This window comes from Sphingomonas sp. (genome assembly GCF_013812825.1).
Taxonomy (GTDB): Bacteria; Pseudomonadota; Alphaproteobacteria; order Sphingomonadales; family Sphingomonadaceae; genus Sphingomicrobium.
Window position 1 is genome coordinate 1 of the sequence record NZ_JACCSU010000076.1, and the last position, 19,985, is coordinate 19,985.

Sequence of the window (19,985 nt, forward strand, 5' to 3'; positions counted from 1 at the left end):
TCGCACCAGCGGCAGAGTCCGCTTCCACCCAAAACGGACGTTTTTGAGTTCCAGCGCCTCCGACAGCACCAGAGCATCGTCTACTTTAACGCCCAGGTACCTGACGGTGCTCTCCAGCGAAGGCTCAGCGGGTCGGAGTAGTTTCCTCAGCGATCAGTCGCCTGCACCCGGATCGGGCGTGAAGAACTTTTCGTACTTGCCCTCCTCGCCCTTGTGTTCGTCTGCGTCTTCTGGGCTGTCCTTCTTGCGGGTGATGTTCGGCCATTGAGTCGAGAAGGTCGCGTTCAGCTCCAGCCATTTTTCGAGGCCGCTCTCGGTATCCGGCAGGATCGCCTCCGCCGGGCATTCGGGCTCGCACACACCGCAGTCGATGCACTCGTTGGGATTGATGACGAGCATGTTCTCGCCCTCGTAGAAGCAGTCGACGGGACAGACCTCGACGCAGTCCATGTACTTGCAGCGGATACAGGCGTCGGTGACGACGTAGGTCATGGAAAAGGTGCTACCTTGCGCTCGTTCGCTAGGTCCGAGTGTCGCCCATCGAGCCCTTGACTTCGTCAAACAAGTTCACGGTTCCAATGAGTGTCATAATGCTATCCTTCTTTGCCGAAACAGCCTTCATTGCCTGTCTCGCGCTAAGACCGAAAAAGATGGACGACTGCGCGGATTAGCGCCCAAGACTGTCGTTTCCGACTGGTAGCGGATGACATTTGGGGAATAATCGCACGACTTACCAGCAGATGCCGATCCAACTTCGCTTAAGCGGCTGATTGAAAACGCTTCTTTATTATAAGGCGCCTCGGGCTAGCGCTCAACGCTCGAGGCCCACCGGCCCTATCCTAACGTCCGTTTTCCACCCTGAGCAGACATTAGCCGCCTATCTGCTTTCGACCCAAACCGGACTTTACCAGGCCCGCGACCCTGACCTCACCCTCGGAGGAATTCGCGAGCGGCAGCGACGAAGATGGGCCATGCAGGCTCATGCTCCAGCAAAACGTGATTTTCGCTGTCCAACTCGACAAATTGGGCGCCGGGGATACCGTGCGCGAGCGGTTTCCCAGCTTCCAGTGGGATCACCTGATCCCGGGTGGCATGCGCGACCAAGGTTGGCACCGTCACGTGCGGAAGCAGGGCCGCGACATCGATCGTCGACAGGGCGCGCTGCAGCCGTTCCGCGTTGGCCGGAGACGTCGAGACCTTTTGAAGCTCGTTCCACCAGCCGAGCTGCTCTGCAGTTCCGCCCGGTATGTACAGGCTGGTGAACATCTGCCGGTATGCCGGATTGTCGCTGCCCCAGCCGGTGCGGGTCAGGGTGACCATCGCTTCGCGACGAGCCAGATCTTCGCCTTCCAGGCGACGTGCCCAGCCGCGCGCGTAGCCGCCAAGGAGGACCATGCGGCGAATCCGACCGGGGTGCCGCAGCGAATAGGCAATCGCCACCGGAGCGCCTTGGGAAATTCCCAGCAGGTCGAACTGATCCAGCCCCGCGGCGTCAATCACGGTTTCAAGATCGTCGACGAAGGCATCGAACGAGAGCTCTGGAGTGTCCCAGTCGGAAAGCCCGTTGCCCCGCTCGTCATATCGGATGAGGCAGTTTTCCCGGGTCAGCTCGGCCAGCCAATGCCGCCAAACGGGACTGTGCCAGTCGAACTCGATATGGTTGAGCCAGTTGGCGGTTTTCACCAGCGGGAATCCCGAACCCACGGCAGACCAGGCGAGGCGCGTGCCGTCGGCCGCAGTGCAGTATCGGACCTGCTGCTCCGGCAGATCAAGAGGAGCCGAGCGGGATGGCGGGCAGCGGCTCCAGGTCACTGGCGGCTGACCGTATTCGCGCCTGAAGGCGCGGCTGAACGCGGCTTCGCTGCCGAAGCCTACCAGGAACGCAATCTCTGCCGCGCTGCGGCGCCCTTCCCTCAGCATCCCGGCTGCCACGCGCAGGCGCCACCGAGAGCAGTACCGCATCGGCGTTTGACCGAGCACCCTGGTGAACTTGTCGGCGAGCACGGTGCGAGAAACGCCGGCTTCGCGGGCGAGCGTCGAAACGTGCAGCTCTTCCGCATAGCGAGTGTGAATGATGTTCAGCGCGCGCGAGACCGTCGGCTCCCGATAGGCGGTGAGGCAGTCGGCACGAGCCAGTGTACCGACAGGATCTGCGACCGTCGAGCCGATGCGCGCCAGCTGCGCGGCGGGAGCGTGCATCCGCATCCACCAGCAATACATCACTCCCGGTGTTTCAATCAATTATTCCGGACCGCCGGTCATTGGCGAATGTCCCGACAGGTTGAAGAAGGGGATTCCGAAGTTTGGAGGCCGAATGTCGAAAGCAGCAACGCTCCTCTACGCCGTCCTCGCTTATGCGATCTTCTTTGCCACGTTTCTTTACCTGATCGCGTTTGTCGGCGACCTTCCGTTTGTGCCGCGCACCGTTGATCGCGGGACGGAGGCGCCCCCGGCCGCCGCTTTGATCACCAACGCGGCGCTGATCGCCCTCTTCGGGCTGCAGCACAGCATCATGGCCCGGCAGGGATTCAAGCGGACCTGGACTCGGATCGTGCCGCCTCAAGCCGAGCGCAGCACCTTCGTGCTTTTCGCCAGCTTCGCGTTGATAATCTTGTTCCTGTTCTGGAGGCCCATCGACGCCGTTGTCTGGGAGGTCGAGGCGCAGGCTGCGCAGACGGCGCTGTGGGCGATGTTCGGAGTCGGCTGGTCCATCGTCCTGCTAAGCACCTTCCTCATCAACCACTTCGAATTGTTTGGACTCCAGCAGGCGTATCTGTACTCGCGGGGGCGCGAAGCGGCACCGCCGCAGATGCGCGAGCCTTTCCTCTACCGATACGTCCGGCACCCGCTGTACGTGGGCTTCTTTGTCGCGTTCTGGGCAACGCCGCAGATGACCGTTGGCCATCTCCTGCTTGCGGCGGGCATGTCGGTCTACATGCTGATCGCGATCCGTTACGAAGAGCGCGACCTCGTCGGCATGTTTGGTCGTGGCTACGAGGACTACCAGAGTCGGGTCGGCATGCTGACGCCGAAAATCCGACGCCGCACCTGACCCGTTCATTCCACCCGAAGGCACTGGCGCCTGCGGCATTTGGTTCAGCCGCATCGCACCTAGCGCTACCACACGGCCGGGCAAAACAAGACGCTTTGCGCAGTGCTCGGCAAATGTCCGCTTCCACTCCATTGCGGGACATTCGGCGCATGGCGTGATTCGTGTCTCACTCAGTTGCCTGACGGCAACACCCGTTAACCATTCGACCAGCCGAGGCACTAACCTTCACATTAGTTAATGCGGGGAAGGACGAAAGTTTCCGTGGCCTCACGACGAGACAAGCAAGATCTGGAGAATCTGGAGCGGGTGAACGCCGAGCTCAACGCGAGCCTGAGTAAGTGCCGTGAGCTGCTGGCCGACTGCCGGTCGAAGCTGGTTGCGAACACCAATGGCTCTAAACCGCTGATGGCACGCAACGAACGCCAGCGGTGAAGCGTGGGTTGGAGCTCCGCCTCGCTTCTCCACCCGCTCGGGACGTTAGAGCCAACCTTTTAACAGTATGCCGATCCAGGCTTCGCGTGGGTCCGGAGGAGGACGCTTTGCGAGACCGGACTGGACCAGAAGCACTTTGGCTCAATGCGGCTTCGGATCCCGTCCCCGGTGCCTTTGGGTCGTCCTTGGGTCCGCGGCGGCCGGCCGGCGGAAACGGAAGCTAAGATGCTGAAGCATATAGGATTTTCGTTTCTCTACCACTGCCTTCGTAATGATGGGGTCGTGGGTTCGAGTCCCCCAAGCGGCACCACTCGGAATTATCCTTCTAACACAGTAACCTAGCTAAAATCACAGACCGGCGAATTGTCGCGTATTGTCCGGGACATGTGCACCCCTCCACGATCGGTGGGCTGTACCAAGAGAGCACTTTGGCCCGGCATTCCAGGCGACAATCGGCCGAGGTTCTCTAAGGGCCGTTTTTGCTGGCACCGGTTGCAGTGGGGGTTTGATGCAGCAGCGTTGCTTGCATCCGTAAGGGCTGCACCGCGGTAACGCCAGCCGCATTCTGCCGGGTTGAGCATACCTTCAGCGTCTCAATACTTCCACTCGGAAGTGGCCGGCGCGGTAAGCATTCCTGGGCGGCGCTAATGTCTGCTTTGGGTGGAAAGCGGACATTACGCGACTACGGAGAAGTAGCTCGCATCCCTGATGTGGAAGAGGATGTGGCGCAGTTCCTCTCGGACCTCATGCAAGGCGCTGGCCGTTGTGGGAGTCAACCTGGTCGGTCGGGGCGGTCAAAATAAAAGCCCGCCGGAGAGGGGAACACTCTCGGCGGGCTAATAGAAGGTACGCTCAACGCCAAGAACTCGCACCCTGTGCTTCGGTTCCTACAATCGGTCCGCTTTTGGTGGAAAGCAGACACTCCGCCTGAACTAACCCCACTCGCATCGCAATCGCGAGGTTCGCGAGGAAACATCCGCTTTTCCGGTCGTTTCCGGCGAAAGCTAAATTTGCGGTGATTGCGATGAAGACGATTGATGGATTGGCTTGGCGGGTACATGTCGGGCTGGGCGGACATATGGCTTGTCAGTCGTGGCATCTGGACTGACCGTTTAGCCACGCAGTCATAGCCACCGACTGAAGCAGATCCGATCCCGCAATCGCGAGGGGCCTTTCCACTAAGCTGGCTCCAAGGCAATGGAGTGGCCACAAAAGAGGAGGAAGCGATGGACTACGGTATTCTCGGCTGGATCATAGTCGGTCTGATTGCTGGCGTGCTGGCCAAATTGATCATGCCAGGCAAGGACCCCGGCGGCATCTTCATCACCATTCTCATCGGCATTGTGGGCGGCGTGATCGGGGGATTCATCGCAACTCAGCTCGGCATTGGCGGCGGAAACATCGTCAACATCCTGATTGCTACCGCAGGCGCCATCCTGCTCCTGTTTCTCTATCGGCTGGTCGTAAGGAACCGGACTGTCTGAACGCCGTGAGTGGGGCCAGCACGCGCGTAGGTGGATTAGTGAGGGCGCTCGCCGATTAGGCGGGCGCCCTTTTCTTTGTCGGGAATGAACTCAGCACGGCCTTCCCCGCTGAACAGGTCCGAAGTCTCCGGATAGAATTTGGCTAGCAATCGACCCGCGCCACGACTGAGAAGCTCCTCAAGGGGCGGAACCACCGCTTGCGGCTCAACGGCTCGTGCCTGGCTCCATATTGATCGAATCTTCCCGCGCTCAGCAGTTACGATTTCGCTGACTGCGTCGCGCCAGGCGATAGGGTGCTCGCCTTCTTCCCATTCGCCGCGCCCACGACCAAAGTGCGCCACGGCCAGATATCGAAGCAAAGCTGATCGAACGAGCCCGGCGAAGAACTCTTCTGACCATCGCACTGAATTACTCTCGTCACCCCGCACCAAGTTGTACCCGCGGGCTGCGGAGCCCGCGCCGACAGCGCCAAGAATGCCGCCGACCAACATGCCCGCACCCAGCGTCAGTCCGCCCGCGGCCAAGTCGGCCGCCAGTCCACCGGCAGCGCCAGAGACCAGCCCGCCGAGCATGGCGGCAACTCCTTCCCTCGCGGGACCGGCTTCAGTGTAATCGTCGCGAATGCGTTTGAGCACTTCCTGGGCGGCGCGACCCGATAAGCCGTGCAGCTCGATGAGGCGATCGGTTGAACTGCGGATGGCCTGATCCACTCGCTCGCCCAATCGCCCCATCGCCCGCTTCGCTTCGGGAGAACTGTCACTGCCGGTAGGGTTCGTCACCGCGCCCCGCACGCGATCGTGCCACTTGCGATCACCGATTTCTTCACGGTCGCAGGCAATGCTGGCCAGCTGCTCCGAGAGTACGCTCATCGAAGCGTGAAAGCGCTCCAGGTTGCGCGTGGTCCAAGCGGCAATCAGACCATGCATTGCTTGTTGCTTGTGGTCATCAAGCAGCGGAGCGATCGTGCGCAGCAGCGTGCGCTCCTGGACCCAACAACGAGCAAACGCATCGAGAGTGAGCGTCGCTCTCACTAACCCGGTCGCCGCGAGGTGCTCTCTCCATCGCTGTTCTTCGGCTTTGCCGGCCTCGCCAGGTGGCCCGGTCTGGTTCAACAGCAGGACAATGGGCTTTCCGACCCAGGCGAGGACTTCCATCTCGAGCGGCACATATGCCGCACCGGCCGGGTCCTCGCTCGCATTCACCAGATAAAGGACGACGTTCGCCTCGTCTCGAGCATTTCGAACGGCCTGCTGGCTTGACCAAAGTGGTCGGTCTCGGAGCCGATCCCACACTTGAGTCAGGAACCATCCGATCGGATTACCAGAGGCCCGCAATCGACTTACTAGACGGGCAGTATCGCCAAACCCCGGAGTGTCCCACAGCATGAGTGTGTTGGGCCCGTCCTGGACCATCACGTAGCCCGTCGCGACTTCTGTAACGTGTGCCGCGTCGCGAACTTCGCCGACATCCTGTTGCAGCAACGTCCGGACGAGGGTGGTCTTCCCTGCGTTTGTGTGGCTGATCAGGCTGAGGTTGATCGTCTCGGCTGAAGGGACCGCAGCAGAGGGCTCGCTGTTCATTTGACGCTCGTACTGCGCAAAAGGGCCTGCTCGAGCGCCCGCGCGGCCCCATCTTCATCGGTCGAGTCAAGGCTGACTCGGATCGGGTCGATCTCGCATGGTGCGAGCACGGTCCTCCAAGCCAGTAGCCGCTCCTCCAGGCGCCGCGGTGCGGACGCTTGGCCGCGCAGCTTGCGCATGAAGCTGCTGTCATCGACGAAGACCATCAACTCCGATTGGACATTGAGTTGTTGTCGAAGCCGATCCACCAACTCTCCGTGGTTTTCGGCCTCTGGCGTTGAAGCAAGATTGAACAAGACGATGATCTGGTCTGCATCAGCTAACTTCCCCGCCTGGGCTTCGATCCATTCGTCTTCTTTGCCATAGGCAATCGATGGTTCAATCTCGATCGTCGTCTTCTCCCCCAGTGCGTCTACGAGCAGTCGACTGAGCTTGTTTCTCGACTGAGCTGCTAAATCAAAGCTGTAAGGCACGATGCGGACCGTGCGCGCCCGGCCGACGGCGTCCCGCAAAACTCGTCGGACGTAGAAGTCGTGAGGGATCGCAAGTCGAAGTTTGAGGTGAGCGCTCCGCACCAGGCTGGCCAGAGCCAAGAGCAGACGTGGCAGGATCACGAATGCAGCGGCGGTGACCATCCACAGGATAAGCCAGTCCCCCGCGTTTTCCCCGCTGCCTCTGAGCTCACGCAGTCGCTCGACGGTGGGCAAGGAAATCCCCGTCAGCGCGCTAGCAGGTCCGAGTACCACCTTTAGCAAGGCCGCAATTTCGGCTTCGGCGCCAGCCCAGGTCCCAGCCCAACCAGCCGTATATTTGGCGGTGTACCGCGCTCGAGCAAACATCCCGGCCACGATCCCCAAAGCGAACGTGGCGGCACTCAAGTGGAGCGTTCGAGTGAATCGGGAGCGGGTGAGGGGCGCTGCCACGGCAACCCAGTCACGACCGAAGCGCATGACGCCTCGTTCGAGGGTTGGATGACCCGCCAAGTGCGCACTCGCTGGACGCAGCATCCAGTTGATAAGAGCGGGCGCGCCACTGCGTTTGACGCCACCGAACAGCCGCCGGGCACAGTTAAAAAGTAGCCATACGTAAACGGCCAGGTTCCAGGCGAGCATTCCGAGAAGGGGGAACGCCAGAATGTTGAGCTGATCACCTTCGATAGCATTCGTGATCAGTCCAATCACCAGCGCGCCCAGTGGCAATGCCCAGTTTAGGAATTGCGGCCAGCGGGTCAGATTTCCGGCCTGCTGCAGCGCTGGGTAGCGACCGACAAGCCTCTCGAGCGCCAGGCGGGCGCGCTGCGCCAGAAATGCCGCCGTCTGCCGCCGATCGGCCGTCTCTCCTAATCGGGTTGAGTTCAGCGCTACGCTCGTTGCGTACTGCCGATCGTCCCCAGTCAGCACCGTGGCTGCAGCGTCCTCGCTCTCGATGGCGCGGACTAGCAGGACGTCGCGCGCTGCGTGTTCACCTAGTCGGATTCCAGCCACGCTATAGTTTAGCCGTCACATCTGCGCGAACAACTCTCCAAACGCGACGCTAGCCCCGCGCCAAGGACAGGTGCCTGACCGAAACAGAGACGGTTCTGGCTCCGCTTCCCCCAAAATGTGCCCCGATTTCAGCGCCTTGTGCAGATGCAACAAATTGGGGTCGCAAATTCGAGTCCTATGCGTGGCACCACTCCAAATTATCTCCCCTGTACAATTACTTAGTGTCATTCTGGAAAAGCCGAATAGTCGCGTGTGGTCCGCGACATGTGCACCCCGCCAGCATCTGCAAGTCGGTCCAAGAGACCACTTTGGCCGCTCGCAGCGGAGTAGAATCGGTCGAGTTTCTCTGAGAGGCCCTTTTGCTGGCACCGGTTGCAGTAGCCATTTGATGCAGCAGCGTTGGTTGCATCTAGAGGACCTGGCCCTGGCGACGCGGCGCAAGTCTGCCAGCAGACACACCATACCTACGATGCCGGCCTGCTTCCACTCGGAAACTCAGAGGCAGCCAGCGATTAAGGGCCCCTTATGTCTGCTTTGGGTGAATGCTTACGGTCGCCTCGCTCATGGATGTGGCATGCGTTGGTCGGCCAGTGAGCAAGCGCGCTGCCCGAGCGCGAAGCGTCGCCCGACTGGACGGCGTCGAGGGCAGATTACAGGCGCTTGTGCGTCCGCGCCGCGCCGCCGAGCACCTGCACCAGCTTCTCGGCTTCCGTCAGAGTCGCGGCGTCGGCGAAGCGGATACGGACGGGCAGCTTTGCCGACGCAGGATCGGACAGATTGGCGGCGTGCACGTCGATTTCGAGCGCACCCCCGTTATCGACGAGCTCGTCGGAGCTGATCGTCAGCTCGAACTGCATGGCGTCGTCGCGATGGTGGCGCCAGGACATACACTCGAGCTCCTTCAGCTTCGTCGGCCCATTGCGGCCGGAACGCCAGTAGAAGGCATCCGCCTGTCGCGCCGGCGGCGGGCCAAGCCGCGGGATGTCGAGCGTCCGAAGCGACGAGGCGTCGATCTGCCCCGTCGCCCAGTCAAGCCCTAGGAGTCCGGTCGCCCTAAGCCGCCCGCGCGGCGGCGCCGGCGGCAGGGGCAGGCGGAACGGCTCAGTCGACACCGGCGCCTCCTCGCCCTCCTCTTCGTCACCATCGTCCGAGCAGGTTATGGTGAAGGCGCCGTGGGCCGCCATTCGCAACCTCACGTCGAGCGCGGGCCGGGTGCCGACGTTCGCCGCCTCGACCACAACGGAGGGCCAGCGCGTCCTCCCCTGCAGGTCGTGATGCAGGGACTCCAGCGCTCTTCGCACCTCCGCCAGCCAAGCCGGATAGTCCTTCGTCTTGTAGCGCTCGATTTCCTCGTTGGTCGCCGGCTCGTAGACCTCGCGCTGCAGAAGCCCGGACATGCGCACGACGTCGGCCAGCCGCCGCGAGGCCTCACCGAAAGCGTCGGTCGGCGCGCTAGGCCGCTCGAACGAGGTCGCTGGCGGACAGAGATGTTCGACCTCCTCCATCAGCGCCGCCACCTCGCTCTCTTCGAGCGGGAGCCAGCGGACCACCTCGGCCTCCAGAGTGCGCAGCGCCTCCCGGTCCGGAGCCCTGAACGCCAGCTCGATGCGGGGTTCCGCGGCCTGCAGTCGCCGGTTCTCTTCCTGGAGGCGCACGATGGTCTTCTCGCGATCGTCCGGTTCCGCGTCTCGAAGCCAATGCTCGGGCAGAAGCTTGACGGGAAGCCCGAACTCGCTCGCCGTTGCGCCGCAGATCGTGTCGTCGGTGAGGAGCAGCACGTCGAGGCCCTCGGCTCGCAGGTGCAGTGCATAGTTGATCAGCGCCTGATCCGCATGGTCGAGTCGCAGGCCGTTCCTGGCCTTCACGACAGGTTTGAGCTCAACCCGCTTGACGACGTGCGGGTTCGCCTTGCGAACCTCGGCGCGTTCGCCGGGCCCGAGCTTTCGAATGCTGCTGCTGAGGTTGCGCGCGAGCCTGTTCGGACGGCCGCTCTGCGTCTTGAGATTGTCGATCTCGCGCACAGCGGGGGCTACGATCAGCACTTCGATCTCGTTGCGGCCAAGTTCGCTCCAAGGAAGGTCGGGCAAGGCCTTGCCGTGGATGAGCACGTTTACGTCGGGAACGACGTGCAGCACGTTCGGAGTATTGTTGGGCGACGGCGTCGTGGTCATGCCCCGGATATGGAGCCGAACGTTTGATTGGGGAAGGTCGTACCCCAGCGGTCGCCAATTTTGGTAAGCTAATTGCACTGCTGGTGGAATGGTGACTGGTCATTTCCCAGCCACCGATGCAGTTCTGACCCTAGTTGAAGCCGAGGACGCGGCGTTGACCTCCCCAGTCGACCGGCAGGTCCGTCATGCGCAGCAGCCGGCGACCTGTCAACGAGGGCGGCTGACGCCCCTCGACGATGGCGGCGATGATATCCGGAGCCAGGAAGCTGATCCGGAGAAGCTGCCAAAGGTGCCGCTTGCTGTAGTGCGAAGTGAGCTGATCGGCTTTGCTGGAGAAGAGCGACTTTCGGGCGCTCATGGCCAAGGCCACCAGTTTGAGAAGCACAGGGTCTGGGGCTCTCTGTGAGCCTCCACTCTCCAGAACCAACTTCAGTTCAGTTCCACGATGGACCATGCGCATGGGCAAGCTGACACTAGGCTGCGCCTCGTCACCAATCCTGAGGCGCAGCTCCGTCTTCCCGAGCTGTACCTTCAGACCAAGGTCGACCAGAACTTTCCGCTGCTCAGGCACTGAGAAGCCGAACAGATCGTCGGCAAGTTCGCGGTCAGACATCAGCCGCCGTATTTCGCAGGGACGCTCGTGCGACCTCAGCCAGCCGCCGACTGCATTGATCACGGCTCTGTCGATCTCGCCTGCCGCCACTCGCCAGGCTAGCACTCTGTCTTCACCCGGCTTCAATCGGGTGACATAATAATGATGCCGTCGGCTGCCCTTCTGCGTGGACACGGGCGTCATCGCCCGTCCGTCAGGATCGCTGATCATTCCGGTCAGCAGACTCGGGTATCGCGTCTGCTTACCAAGCTTCCGCTCATGGCGATTGGCAGCAAGGATCTGCTGGACCTCGGCCCAGTCATCTGCAGCGATGATGGCTTCATGCTCGCCATCGTACAGCTCGCCACTGTAGCTCACCTTCCCGGTGTAAATCGGGTTCTGCAACAGCTGAGACAATGAACCACGCTGGAAGTGCACACCGCCCGCGGTGCGGCCATTGCTGTACTGCCGCACCTTGGTCCTAACGTTCTTTTGCGCGAGCTCTTCGACGAGCTTGGTGACTGATCGCAGCTCTGTGTAGCGCCGGAAGATGGAGCGGACGATCTCCGCTTCATCGTCGTCCATGAGGAGGTTCCGATCGCCAAGCCTGTATCCGAGCGGCACCGGGCCACCCATCCATATACCCTTCTTCTTTGAGGCAGCGACTTTGTCCCGGATGCGCTCGCTGGTGACCTCCCGCTCGAACTGCGCGAAGGAGAGCAGCACGTTCAGCGTAAGCCGGCCCATGCTGTTGGTGGTGTTAAATGCCTGAGTGACGCTGACGAATGAGGCGCCAGCCTTGTCGAGCGTGTCCACGATGCGCGCAAAGTCCGCGAGGCTGCGGGTCAGCCGGTCCACCTTGTAGACGATGATCACATCGACATTGCCGGCGGACACAGCATCAAGCAGCTGTCTGAGTCCTGGTCGATCCATGTTCCCGCCGGACCAGCCGCCATCGTCATAGTGCTCGTGGACCTGTTGCCAGCCCTCATGAGCCTGGCTGAGGATGTAGGCCGCACACGCTTCACGCTGCGCATCAAGGCTGTTGAACGCCTGCTCCAGCCCCTCTTCGGTCGACTTGCGTGTGTAAATGGCGCAGCGCTTCGGCGTCATGGCTTCTGCGGCGCCTTACGACCTTTGAGATCGAAGAAGCGCGGTCCCGACCAGTGCGCACCGGTTATGGCCGAGGCGACCTGAGTAAGGCTGCTGTAGTTCCGACCTTCATGTTCGTAACCCCGTTCAAGCACTACCACCTGATGCATCGTACCGCGCCATTCACGCGCAAGCCTGGTTCCGGGTCTGAGTGAGATGCGCTCGTCATCAACCGCAGGCTTGCCGGCACTCAGGCGACTGAGAACAGCTTCGATCTCGCGCCGCGCCTGCGATGGGAGATCTCCGTGAACGCGGGACTGTCTCTTCCACGCGATTCCTCGACGCAGCAGGTCGGGGCCGATCTCCGGTGCCGGTTTACGCCAGCAGTCTCTCCACTCAGCGCGTAACTGCGCCGGCGTCATGGCGTAGAGATCTGCCAGCCTCCGCTCGAAACTACTCACTGAGCGGCTCCTGGGCGCGCTCCTGAACAATCCGATAGCTGGTTGCCCCATCGGGGCGCTCCTGCCGCATCACGCGCGCTTTCTTGCGCATGCCGGTGAGAAAGGCGCGGCAGCTGTGCGGTTTCCACTCGGTCGCCTTTGCAATTTCGTCGAGAGTTGCGCCCTTCTCGCGCGAGAGGAGGCGGTTGACCGTTGCCGACTTCGTTCGAGGCTTTGTTGAGGCTGCCATCGTGGGTCTCCTTGCTACCGGTGCGGAACTGCGTCGGCTTGCACTGACCCAAGCCGCTGGACCTCAAGGTCGAGCGGCCACGTTCGTCATTACGGCCAACAGCAATGCTCGCTATGCGGCACCAGTCCAGTCGAAAGAGCGCCGGCTGAAAGCTGCGTCTGGACTTGCGGCACGGACATGAGTGCATGGTGCGGCATGGCCGAGACTCAAGGCACACATGGGGAAAAAGGTCGCTGTTGAGCAGCTCTGCACACGCGCTGGAATGTTGCTGGAGGACACAAGTGTGGAGGCGCTTGTGCGGGCCTCTTCGCTCGCGGGCCTCAAGCTAAAGGTAGAGCCGTCGGCGGTCGCTTCTTGAAAGACTCGTTTAGGGTCGGTGCGTCGTAGAGCGCACTGCGCGCTCAGCCGAGGCCGTGTTCCACGCACATTGGCACGTTACGGCTGCGAGAAAGCCATGCAGCAAGGGTTTTTGGCCCAACTGTCTTGCCACCCGATCACCGAACCTGCCGTCGAGCGTCAGCGCGTAGTCGCCCGATCGGAACCGAAGATGACCAGTCATATCGGCGAGCTTCTCGAAAATTGGCCGAAATCCATTGCCATGTCCGGTGCCCCGTGCGAACCGAGATACGCCGGTCTCCACCATTGCCTCAAGCGCACTACCTTCGTCGTGCAAGCCCGCGTGCTCGGGGTTCTGGGTCAGGCTCCTGCGCGCCCCGATGCCGCGATCGGCCACAACAAGCTCGAACACACCAGGGTTCGCAGAAAATAGCGCAACACCACTGCCGGTGGCTTCCGAATGATCGACGACATTGCCGGCCAACTCGCCGAGCGCGGCGATCAGCAACGCCGCCGACCCGCCGAACCCAGCACCGAGCGCCGCCTTGTGCGCATCGATCTTGAAACTGTTGAGGACAGTCTCGTGCGCGAAGCCGTCGCCAATTATCAGCCCTTGTCGACCATCCTGCGCAAGCCATTGCTGCCGACCCGTGACAATAGCTGCAAGAAGCGGACCGAGGGATGCTTCGTCGAACCATGATTCTGCACGGAGGCCGGGAAGATCACCCACCGCGTCAAGATGGGCAAACTCGACGACGGGGCCGGCAGCGCCGCCACGAAACATAAGTCCGTTGAGTCGAGGTTGGCGTCCACGCTGATGCGCACGGCCAAGCCCGTCGACCACACGGTAGTCAAACGGTGGTGAGAGCAAGTCAGGCAGCAAGCTTGAGCATCGGCACCAAAGCTTGGAACCACCGCTCGGAGACCCGGATATTCTCGTAGAGGAGGCTATCGACTGGCTCGCCGACGGAGGTCGGGCGCTTAAGCCAGCGACGCTGCCCCTCCGGGTCGATCATCGCGATCTCGCGGTGCTGTGCCTTCTCGAAGGGCGAACTGTCGATGTAGCTCAGCTCATAATATCGGGAGAGAAGGCCCACAATCTGCGCCCCCCCGCGCACCACGAGGCCGAGCCGGCGTCCTACGGCACCAGCGAGCTCAATGAGCCATGCGGCGTGCTGCAGCATGCGCAGCGAGCTTTTGGCGCCCGTTGTGAACTCATAGGCAATGTGGGTTACTTCCGGGTGCGCGACAATATAATCGGCCCAGCGCACAAAATCATGTCGCGTGCGTCCATTGACATGAAGGGCTGCCGGTTGACCTTCCGAGATCAGCTCGTGAAAGACCTGCGCAATCCTGGTCATTGAATGCATGTCGTCCCAGCGCGGCCGGTCGACCATTAGTGAGAAGTTGGGGGTCGTCACCATCGCAACACCGAGACGGCGCAGATTGCGGATCGCTTTAATACGCCCGCGCGCCTCAAGCATCCACCAGCGCTCGACCTCATGGTCCTGCGCAACGCCGGACAAAAACAGCGCGGTCCCCGATTCGACATGGTAGAAGCGCGAGGCATCTTCCGCACAGTTAAACCGGCAGTCGGCCGTACGGTCGAAAAAACGATAGAGGGGTATTGCGACTGCCGGGACAGCGAGGCGCCCGCTTACGCCGCTGCCGTGGAAGAACATCGGTAGATAGACTGGGCACGTGGGTGGGGCGAGCGGCGCGGCCTGCGGCGTGGCCAAATCGAGCCCTTCGACCTCGCGCAACCGATCGACGAATACCTCGGCGTTGGGGCAGACAATCTGGCAGGTGTCCCGCTTACCGCAGCAATGATCGAGACAGTTGAAGCCGGCGCCGGCAATGGTTTGTCCGCCGCAAAGGTCCAGGTCGGGACAGCCAGTACACCCCAGCGACATCATTGCCTCGGGCGTACTCCAGTAGCTTTTGAACGCGCGTCGATGAAGGGCCATCTCTACTTGCCTCTAGCTAACGGTGACCTCGAGAACGCCGCTGATTGGATCGGCTGCTACCACGGCGGCGCGGGCGATCTTGCACCCTTGCGTCATCGAGTCGATCAGCCGGGCGGTCGGTTTGGTGATGGTCAGTACCGGCGACAGACCGCGGCGGCCGATCAGAGCACCGCTCTCGATGCGCACCAGAATTGTCTCGCCCACGGCAACTGTAGCGTTGCCGATCGGCTCGGCCTCCCAGCGATTGGGGGCGTGGTCCGGCGCCTTGCTGAACAAGTCGGGCGTGTTCGCAGCAACTGCAGCTTTATCCCAGCATTTCTCGAATGACTTTTTCGTCTTTTCCTTGAAATCAGCACCCATTGCCGCCCCCTGAGAACATTGCTTTGTAAATCTTAGTTCTTCCATGCGACTGTTCGCATATGAGTCCAAGAGTCGACAAGGAGGCCAAACGATTGTTCCAAGCCGTAGCTTTGACTTGGCCCTTGTCGATTTCCATCAACTGGCTCGCACTGGTTTCGCCAAGCCGGGTGACGAGATCGAAGGTTAACTGCTGCATTGGGTCGAGCTTGCCGACGTAACTCCAGCGCAACACATGTCCATCGTCTGCGAGTCTGCAGGTCATAAGCACGTCACCTCGCGGGTGGACGAGTTCGACTAGCTCATCGATAACATCGTTGGTTGCGTTTGCCAGGACTGGGTAGAAGTTGGAGCGGCGACCGCGCACGAAGGTGCGGAATGCCAGTACCGACTCCCGAAGGAAGCTTGCAGTCGCAACGGCGACTGCGCAGAAATCGAGATACAAAGGCTCGGGCGCGGCTGGCTCGGCCGGCAGCAACTCGACCAGCTTCGTGTAGAGCGCACGCCCGCTCGGTGCGCCCGAGAGGATGCTGCCCCCTGCTAATGCCGATATGTCGATAGTCATAGATCATCTATCTCACGCTTTCCACGTGAGATAGATGATTCTCTGTTCAAGTCAAGGTCGCGCGATTGCGCTTCCAAACTCCCAAAGCTGACCAGCCGGGCCCCGGTCAGCCGCCAGCAATCCACCTAGTATCTAAATTATAGGCGAGATTTTGCCCGATCTTGCTAGAATTTATGCCGCAGCCGCGCCACAATCGAAGTCGTCAGAACAGAAAGGTTCAATTGCGTCTCGAGAGCGTTACCCTGTCCGGCTTCCGCTGTTTCGGCCCCGAGCCCGTCACGGTCTCGTTGGCGAAGGACATCGTCGCGGTCATCGGACCTAACGCCGCCGGCAAGACAGCCCTCCTGCAGGCGTTGGCGAAATTGTTCGGACTGACGCGCGCGCAGCGTACCGTCCAGCGCTCCGACTTCCACATTGGCGCACAGGAGAGTCCTGACAACATCGCCTCCAAAAGCCTGTTCATCGACGTTCTAATCGCCTTCCCCGAGCTGATCGACGGAACGGCGACCTCTGAGACGATCGCGCCGCCTTTTCGGCACATGCAGATCGAGAGGACGGGCAAGGCACCAGTCTGTCGACTCCGGCTCGACGCTAGCTGGGAGGACGACGGCACGCTCGAGGGTGAGGTCGCGCAGCAGCTTTCCTGGGTCGACTCTCTCGACGAGACGCCGGACGAGACAGTCTGCCACCCTGTCGCAGCCGCCGATCGCGGCCTCATCCAGCTTTATTATACTCCCGCGAGCCGTGATGCGGCGGCGCAAATCCGCGCCAGTACCGGCGCGCTCGGTGCGCGGCTGCTGCGGGCGATCGACTGGTCTTCGAAAACCGAGACCGCGGTCGAAAAGGCCAGCGACGAGCTGGCCACGGCGTTCGAAGCCGAAGCCGCGATCAAGGCGATCAGCGACGCTCTAAAGGCCCGGTGGAGCGATCTCCATGACGAGGTGGTCGACACCAAGCCACGGCTCAGCCTTGTCAGCCGGCGCTTTGATGAGATCGTCAACAAGGTGGCGGTGCTGTTCGAACAGGGGCCCGACGGGCGCGAACGGGGCCTCGATGCACTGAGCGATGGCCAGCAATCACTCTTCTATTTCGCGCTGGCCGCGGCGGTGTTCGACCTTGAGCGGCAGGTTGTCGCCGCGAAGGTTGAAGGATTCATGGACGATCAGCTGAAAATCCCGGCCTTGACGATCCTCGCGATCGAGGAGCCGGAGAACCATCTCTCCCCCTTCTTCCTCGCCCGAATCGTCCGGCAGGTGCGCTCGCTCACTGAAGAAGGCAGCGCACAAGCGATCATCACCAGCCACTCGCCGGCGGTGCTCAGCCGGGTCGATCCGCGCGAGGTCCGCTATTGCCGCTGCGCCCCGAAGACGCGAGTGACGTCGGTCAAGTCCATCAAGATGCCACGCGGCAGCGACGAGGAAGCCAAGTTTGTGCGTGGCGCCCTCCTCGCGTATCCCGAGCTTTATTTTGCGCGCTTCGTCATTCTCGTCGAAGGCGATTCCGAGCGGATCGTGCTGCCGCGTTTGGCCGAAGCACTCGACCTCCTAATCGATCCTGCTTTCGCAGCGATCGTGCCCTTGGCCGGCCGTCACGTTGTTCATTTCTGGCGGCTATTGAAGGGTCTCGGCATTCCGCACGCGACCTTGCTCGATTTGGATCTTGGCCGCTCCGGTGCCGGTTGGGGCCGGGTCAAGAATGCGATCGAAAGTTTGGTCGAGTTCGGCGCCTCGAAGTCGGAGTTGCTCGACACTAACTCCGGCGTTCTCAGCGACGAGGAGTTCGCCGAGATGCATGATTGGGAATACACCGAGGACCATAAGACGCTGCAAACCTGGGTCAGAGACCTTGAGCCATACGGCCTCTATTTCTCAACGCCGCTCGATCTCGATCTTGCCATGCTGAAGCGGTTCCCGGACGCTTATCAAGCGACGATTCCGGCGGGAGGCGGGCCGAAGATGACTGCCGAAAAGGCGGCTGAAGCCGTGCTCGGGACCGCGGGCAAGGGGATCAGCATCTATACCGGTCCGCTCAAGGACTATCCGGCGCTGATGCCAGCTTATCGATATCATTTCCTCACCCGGAGTAAGCCGGCGACGCATCTAGCGGCGCTCACCCATATTAAGGACAAGGCGTTGAAGGCCGACATGCCGCCGATGCTGAAGCGACTGCTGACCCACGTCGAAAAAGAGCTGCGGCGGGACTGAGGATGGCGCTGCTCGCCCGCCGCGTCCGCTCGGAGGATTGGCAACCGATCGGCGTCGACGAACTCGAAGCCAATGCGATGAAGGTCGTCCGCTCGGCCCACAATCGTTCGGTGATCGCTGGCCCTGGCGCTGGAAAGACGGAGCTATTGGCGCAGCGTGCCTCGTTTCTGCTCCAGACCGGGGCCGCGCCGCCGCCGCGGCGTATCCTAGCGACTAGCTTCAAGAGCGATGCCGCCAGGAACCTCGCCGCACGCGTGTGGCAGCGCTGCCACCGCAACCATGCGCTGCGCTTCGATTCCCTGACCTTCGACGCCTTCGCAAAAGGGCTGGTGGACCGGTTTGGCCAGGCACTGCCCAAGCGCTGGCGGCCCCGTCCGAATTATGAGCTGATGTTTCCGAACGACCCGATGTTCCGGGGATTCCTCGAGCAGGAGGCGAGCTCCCCGCCCAAATCGGTGGGCACGGAACACGACATCCGCGCGATCCGCGTCAAATCCTTCGAGCGGCGACACCTCCTTGGTGCGCGGCTGCCCGAAGCCGGCTGGTCGAAGCCAACGCCTGCTCAATGGGCGGCCGACCTATTTTGGCAGACCTCACTTCACAAGGGAAAGCAGACCTTTCTCTCCTTTCCCATGCTCGGCCGGCTCGCGGAGCTGATCCTCCGCCTCAATCCGATGGCGACGGAAGCACTTCGCCTAACTTACTCGCACCTGTTCATGGACGAGTTCCAAGACACGACGCAGGTCCAATATGATCTTGTGCGAACTATTTTCCTCGGCTCCGATACGGTGGTCACTGCGGTAGGCGACAACAAGCAGCAGATCATGCGCTGGGCGATGGCGATGGACAATCCGTTCGCGGCTTTCAACGCGGATTTCGACGCCATCCAAACGCCGCTCTACAACAATTACCGTTCGTCGCCTGACCTTGTGCGCATCCAGCATATGCTCGCCAAGGCGCTCGACGACCGCGCGGTCGAGCCAGTCTCGAAGGCGGCCGCGACCGTTTCCGGAAAGAGCTGCGCGATCTTCGATTTTTCATCGCCCGAAGTCGAAGCCAAGAAGCTGGTCGGATTAGTCCAGTCAGAGATGAAGACGCACGATCTCTCGCCCCGGGATTTCGTGCTGCTCGTCCGCCAGAGGGCGGTCGATTATGCCGAGGTGTTGGAGCCAGCCTTCCGGAAAGCGGGCATTCCGCTCCGTAACGAGGCTGGCCTGGTCGGAGAGGTGATGCTGCAGGACCTTCTCGCCGAGGAAGCTTCGGAGCTGCTGGTTTCGATCCTGCGTCTGGCCATGACCAGTCGTGCGGGTCGACATTGGAGCGAATGCCAGCATATGCTCGGACTGCTGCGAGGCATCCACCCGGAGGACGACGCTGCACAGGCGAAGTTCGCCAAACTGCTCGACACCTTCGTCTGCCAGCTTACGAAGACATACGAAGAGCCACCGGAATCTCCCGAGGAGGCGCGCGAGTTGGTCGGTGACGTCCTCGACTTCGTCGGGCGCGACCGGCTGATCGCGGTCCATCCGGCTTATGCTCAGGGCGACTGGTTCGACAAGGTGATCGAAGCCGCGTCGCTCCACCTTTATGCATCGTCGGAGGATGCGGCGAGCTGGAGCGAGGCGCTCGATACCTACGAGGGGCTTCAGGCGGTGCCCTTGATGACCATCCACAAGAGCAAGGGCCTGGAATATCACACGGTGATCTTCGTCGGATTGGACGATGGCGCGTGGTGGAGCTTTGACGCAGATCAAATCGAGGCCACAGCTGGTTTCTTCGTTGCCTTCACCCGCGCCAAGCAGCGCGTCATTTTCACCTATTGCCCAAGCCGTGGCGGCCGAACCAAGATCGCGACTCTTTATCAGCTGCTCGAGAAAGCCGGCGTCACCATCAAGCAGGTCGCCTGACGAGATTAAGGAGGCTAAAAACGGCCGGATCTTTGAACCTTCGCGGATCGGCTACCGTCCGCACGCGGGGCG

17 protein-coding genes are annotated in these 19,985 nt (G+C 61.4%); 5 read left to right on the forward strand and 12 right to left on the reverse strand.

Going from position 1 to position 19,985, the window contains the following annotated elements:
* Positions 1 to 153: 153 nt before the first annotated feature.
* Positions 154 to 492 (reverse strand): ferredoxin FdxA, encoded by a 339-nt coding sequence (gene fdxA / locus H0T81_RS10385; RefSeq protein ID WP_294012720.1) that lies wholly within the window; start codon positions 490 to 492, stop codon positions 154 to 156.
* A gap of 435 nt (positions 493 to 927) precedes the next feature.
* On the reverse strand, positions 928 to 2,199 hold the full coding sequence (locus H0T81_RS10390; protein WP_294012723.1) for an alpha/beta fold hydrolase: 1,272 nt from the start codon (positions 2,197 to 2,199) through the stop codon (positions 928 to 930).
* A gap of 115 nt (positions 2,200 to 2,314) precedes the next feature.
* Between H0T81_RS10390 and mddA the strand changes: the two genes are divergently transcribed.
* From mddA to H0T81_RS10405, 3 genes are all read left to right on the forward strand, one after another.
* Positions 2,315 to 3,052, forward strand: coding sequence for a methanethiol S-methyltransferase (gene mddA / locus H0T81_RS10395; RefSeq protein ID WP_294012726.1), 738 nt, complete (start codon positions 2,315 to 2,317; stop codon positions 3,050 to 3,052).
* A gap of 261 nt (positions 3,053 to 3,313) precedes the next feature.
* Positions 3,314 to 3,484, forward strand: a complete 171-nt coding sequence (locus H0T81_RS10400; RefSeq protein ID WP_294012729.1) for a hypothetical protein — start codon at positions 3,314 to 3,316, stop codon at positions 3,482 to 3,484.
* A gap of 1,226 nt (positions 3,485 to 4,710) precedes the next feature.
* Positions 4,711 to 4,968: a GlsB/YeaQ/YmgE family stress response membrane protein gene (locus tag H0T81_RS10405; protein ID WP_294012732.1), complete on the forward strand. Its 258-nt coding sequence runs from the start codon at positions 4,711 to 4,713 to the stop codon at positions 4,966 to 4,968.
* A 35-nt stretch (positions 4,969 to 5,003) separates the two neighbouring features.
* Here H0T81_RS10405 and H0T81_RS10410 read toward each other — a convergent pair whose 3' ends face one another.
* From H0T81_RS10410 to H0T81_RS10455, 10 genes are all read right to left on the reverse strand, one after another.
* Positions 5,004 to 6,548: a DUF3482 domain-containing protein gene (locus H0T81_RS10410; RefSeq protein WP_294012735.1), complete on the reverse strand. Its 1,545-nt coding sequence runs from the start codon at positions 6,546 to 6,548 to the stop codon at positions 5,004 to 5,006.
* Complete coding sequence (locus H0T81_RS10415; protein WP_294012738.1) at positions 6,545 to 8,032, reverse strand: hypothetical protein; 1,488 nt, start codon at positions 8,030 to 8,032, stop codon at positions 6,545 to 6,547. The genes H0T81_RS10410 and H0T81_RS10415 overlap by 4 nt, the downstream gene beginning before the upstream one ends.
* Positions 8,033 to 8,682: 650 nt before the next feature.
* Complete coding sequence (locus H0T81_RS10420) at positions 8,683 to 10,203, reverse strand: PIN domain-containing protein (RefSeq protein ID WP_294012740.1); 1,521 nt, start codon at positions 10,201 to 10,203, stop codon at positions 8,683 to 8,685.
* A gap of 130 nt (positions 10,204 to 10,333) precedes the next feature.
* A complete protein-coding gene (locus H0T81_RS10425; RefSeq protein WP_294012743.1) occupies positions 10,334 to 11,908 on the reverse strand; it encodes a recombinase family protein in 1,575 nt (524 codons plus the stop codon).
* Positions 11,905 to 12,348 carry a DUF2924 domain-containing protein gene (locus H0T81_RS10430; RefSeq protein ID WP_294012746.1) on the reverse strand — a complete coding sequence of 148 codons (444 nt, stop codon included), beginning with the start codon at positions 12,346 to 12,348 and terminating at the stop codon, positions 11,905 to 11,907. The genes H0T81_RS10425 and H0T81_RS10430 overlap by 4 nt, the downstream gene beginning before the upstream one ends.
* Entirely contained in the window at positions 12,341 to 12,577 is a 237-nt protein-coding gene (locus H0T81_RS10435) for a DUF3489 domain-containing protein (protein ID WP_294012748.1), read from the reverse strand. The genes H0T81_RS10430 and H0T81_RS10435 overlap by 8 nt, the downstream gene beginning before the upstream one ends.
* Positions 12,578 to 12,944: 367 nt before the next feature.
* Positions 12,945 to 13,757 carry a hypothetical protein gene (locus H0T81_RS10440; protein WP_294012751.1) on the reverse strand — a complete coding sequence of 271 codons (813 nt, stop codon included), beginning with the start codon at positions 13,755 to 13,757 and terminating at the stop codon, positions 12,945 to 12,947.
* A 28-nt stretch (positions 13,758 to 13,785) separates the two neighbouring features.
* Entirely contained in the window at positions 13,786 to 14,829 is a 1,044-nt protein-coding gene (locus H0T81_RS10445) for a DUF4417 domain-containing protein (RefSeq protein ID WP_294012753.1), read from the reverse strand.
* 63 nt (positions 14,830 to 14,892) lie between these two features.
* Positions 14,893 to 15,240: a hypothetical protein gene (locus tag H0T81_RS10450; RefSeq protein ID WP_294012756.1), complete on the reverse strand. Its 348-nt coding sequence runs from the start codon at positions 15,238 to 15,240 to the stop codon at positions 14,893 to 14,895.
* Positions 15,230 to 15,802, reverse strand: coding sequence for a hypothetical protein (locus H0T81_RS10455; protein ID WP_294012758.1), 573 nt, complete (start codon positions 15,800 to 15,802; stop codon positions 15,230 to 15,232). The genes H0T81_RS10450 and H0T81_RS10455 overlap by 11 nt, the downstream gene beginning before the upstream one ends.
* Before the next feature lie 173 nt (positions 15,803 to 15,975).
* Between H0T81_RS10455 and H0T81_RS10460 the strand changes: the two genes are divergently transcribed.
* Positions 15,976 to 18,006 (forward strand): AAA family ATPase, encoded by a 2,031-nt coding sequence (locus H0T81_RS10460; protein WP_294012760.1) that lies wholly within the window; start codon positions 15,976 to 15,978, stop codon positions 18,004 to 18,006.
* A gap of 2 nt (positions 18,007 to 18,008) precedes the next feature.
* Positions 18,009 to 19,913, forward strand: a complete 1,905-nt coding sequence (locus H0T81_RS10465) for an ATP-dependent helicase (protein ID WP_294012761.1) — start codon at positions 18,009 to 18,011, stop codon at positions 19,911 to 19,913.
* The last annotated feature ends 72 nt before the right edge of the window (positions 19,914 to 19,985 follow it).

Coding starts and splice junctions, on each gene's coding strand:
- H0T81_RS10450 (WP_294012756.1), bottom strand. CDS start 15,240: ATGGGTGCTGATTTCAAGGAAAAGACGAAAAAGTCATTCGAGAAATGC.
- H0T81_RS10435 (WP_294012748.1), bottom strand. CDS start 12,577: ATGGCAGCCTCAACAAAGCCTCGAACGAAGTCGGCAACGGTCAACCGC.
- H0T81_RS10390 (WP_294012723.1), bottom strand. CDS start 2,199: ATGCACGCTCCCGCCGCGCAGCTGGCGCGCATCGGCTCGACGGTCGCA.
- H0T81_RS10445 (WP_294012753.1), bottom strand. CDS start 14,829: ATGATGTCGCTGGGGTGTACTGGCTGTCCCGACCTGGACCTTTGCGGC.
- H0T81_RS10410 (WP_294012735.1), bottom strand. CDS start 6,548: ATGAACAGCGAGCCCTCTGCTGCGGTCCCTTCAGCCGAGACGATCAAC.
- mddA (WP_294012726.1), top strand. CDS start 2,315: ATGTCGAAAGCAGCAACGCTCCTCTACGCCGTCCTCGCTTATGCGATC.
- H0T81_RS10405 (WP_294012732.1), top strand. CDS start 4,711: ATGGACTACGGTATTCTCGGCTGGATCATAGTCGGTCTGATTGCTGGC.
- H0T81_RS10425 (WP_294012743.1), bottom strand. CDS start 11,908: ATGACGCCGAAGCGCTGCGCCATTTACACACGCAAGTCGACCGAAGAG.
- H0T81_RS10420 (WP_294012740.1), bottom strand. CDS start 10,203: ATGACCACGACGCCGTCGCCCAACAATACTCCGAACGTGCTGCACGTC.
- H0T81_RS10465 (WP_294012761.1), top strand. CDS start 18,009: ATGGCGCTGCTCGCCCGCCGCGTCCGCTCGGAGGATTGGCAACCGATC.
- fdxA (WP_294012720.1), bottom strand. CDS start 492: ATGACCTACGTCGTCACCGACGCCTGTATCCGCTGCAAGTACATGGAC.
- H0T81_RS10455 (WP_294012758.1), bottom strand. CDS start 15,802: ATGACTATCGACATATCGGCATTAGCAGGGGGCAGCATCCTCTCGGGC.
- H0T81_RS10460 (WP_294012760.1), top strand. CDS start 15,976: ATGCCGCAGCCGCGCCACAATCGAAGTCGTCAGAACAGAAAGGTTCAA.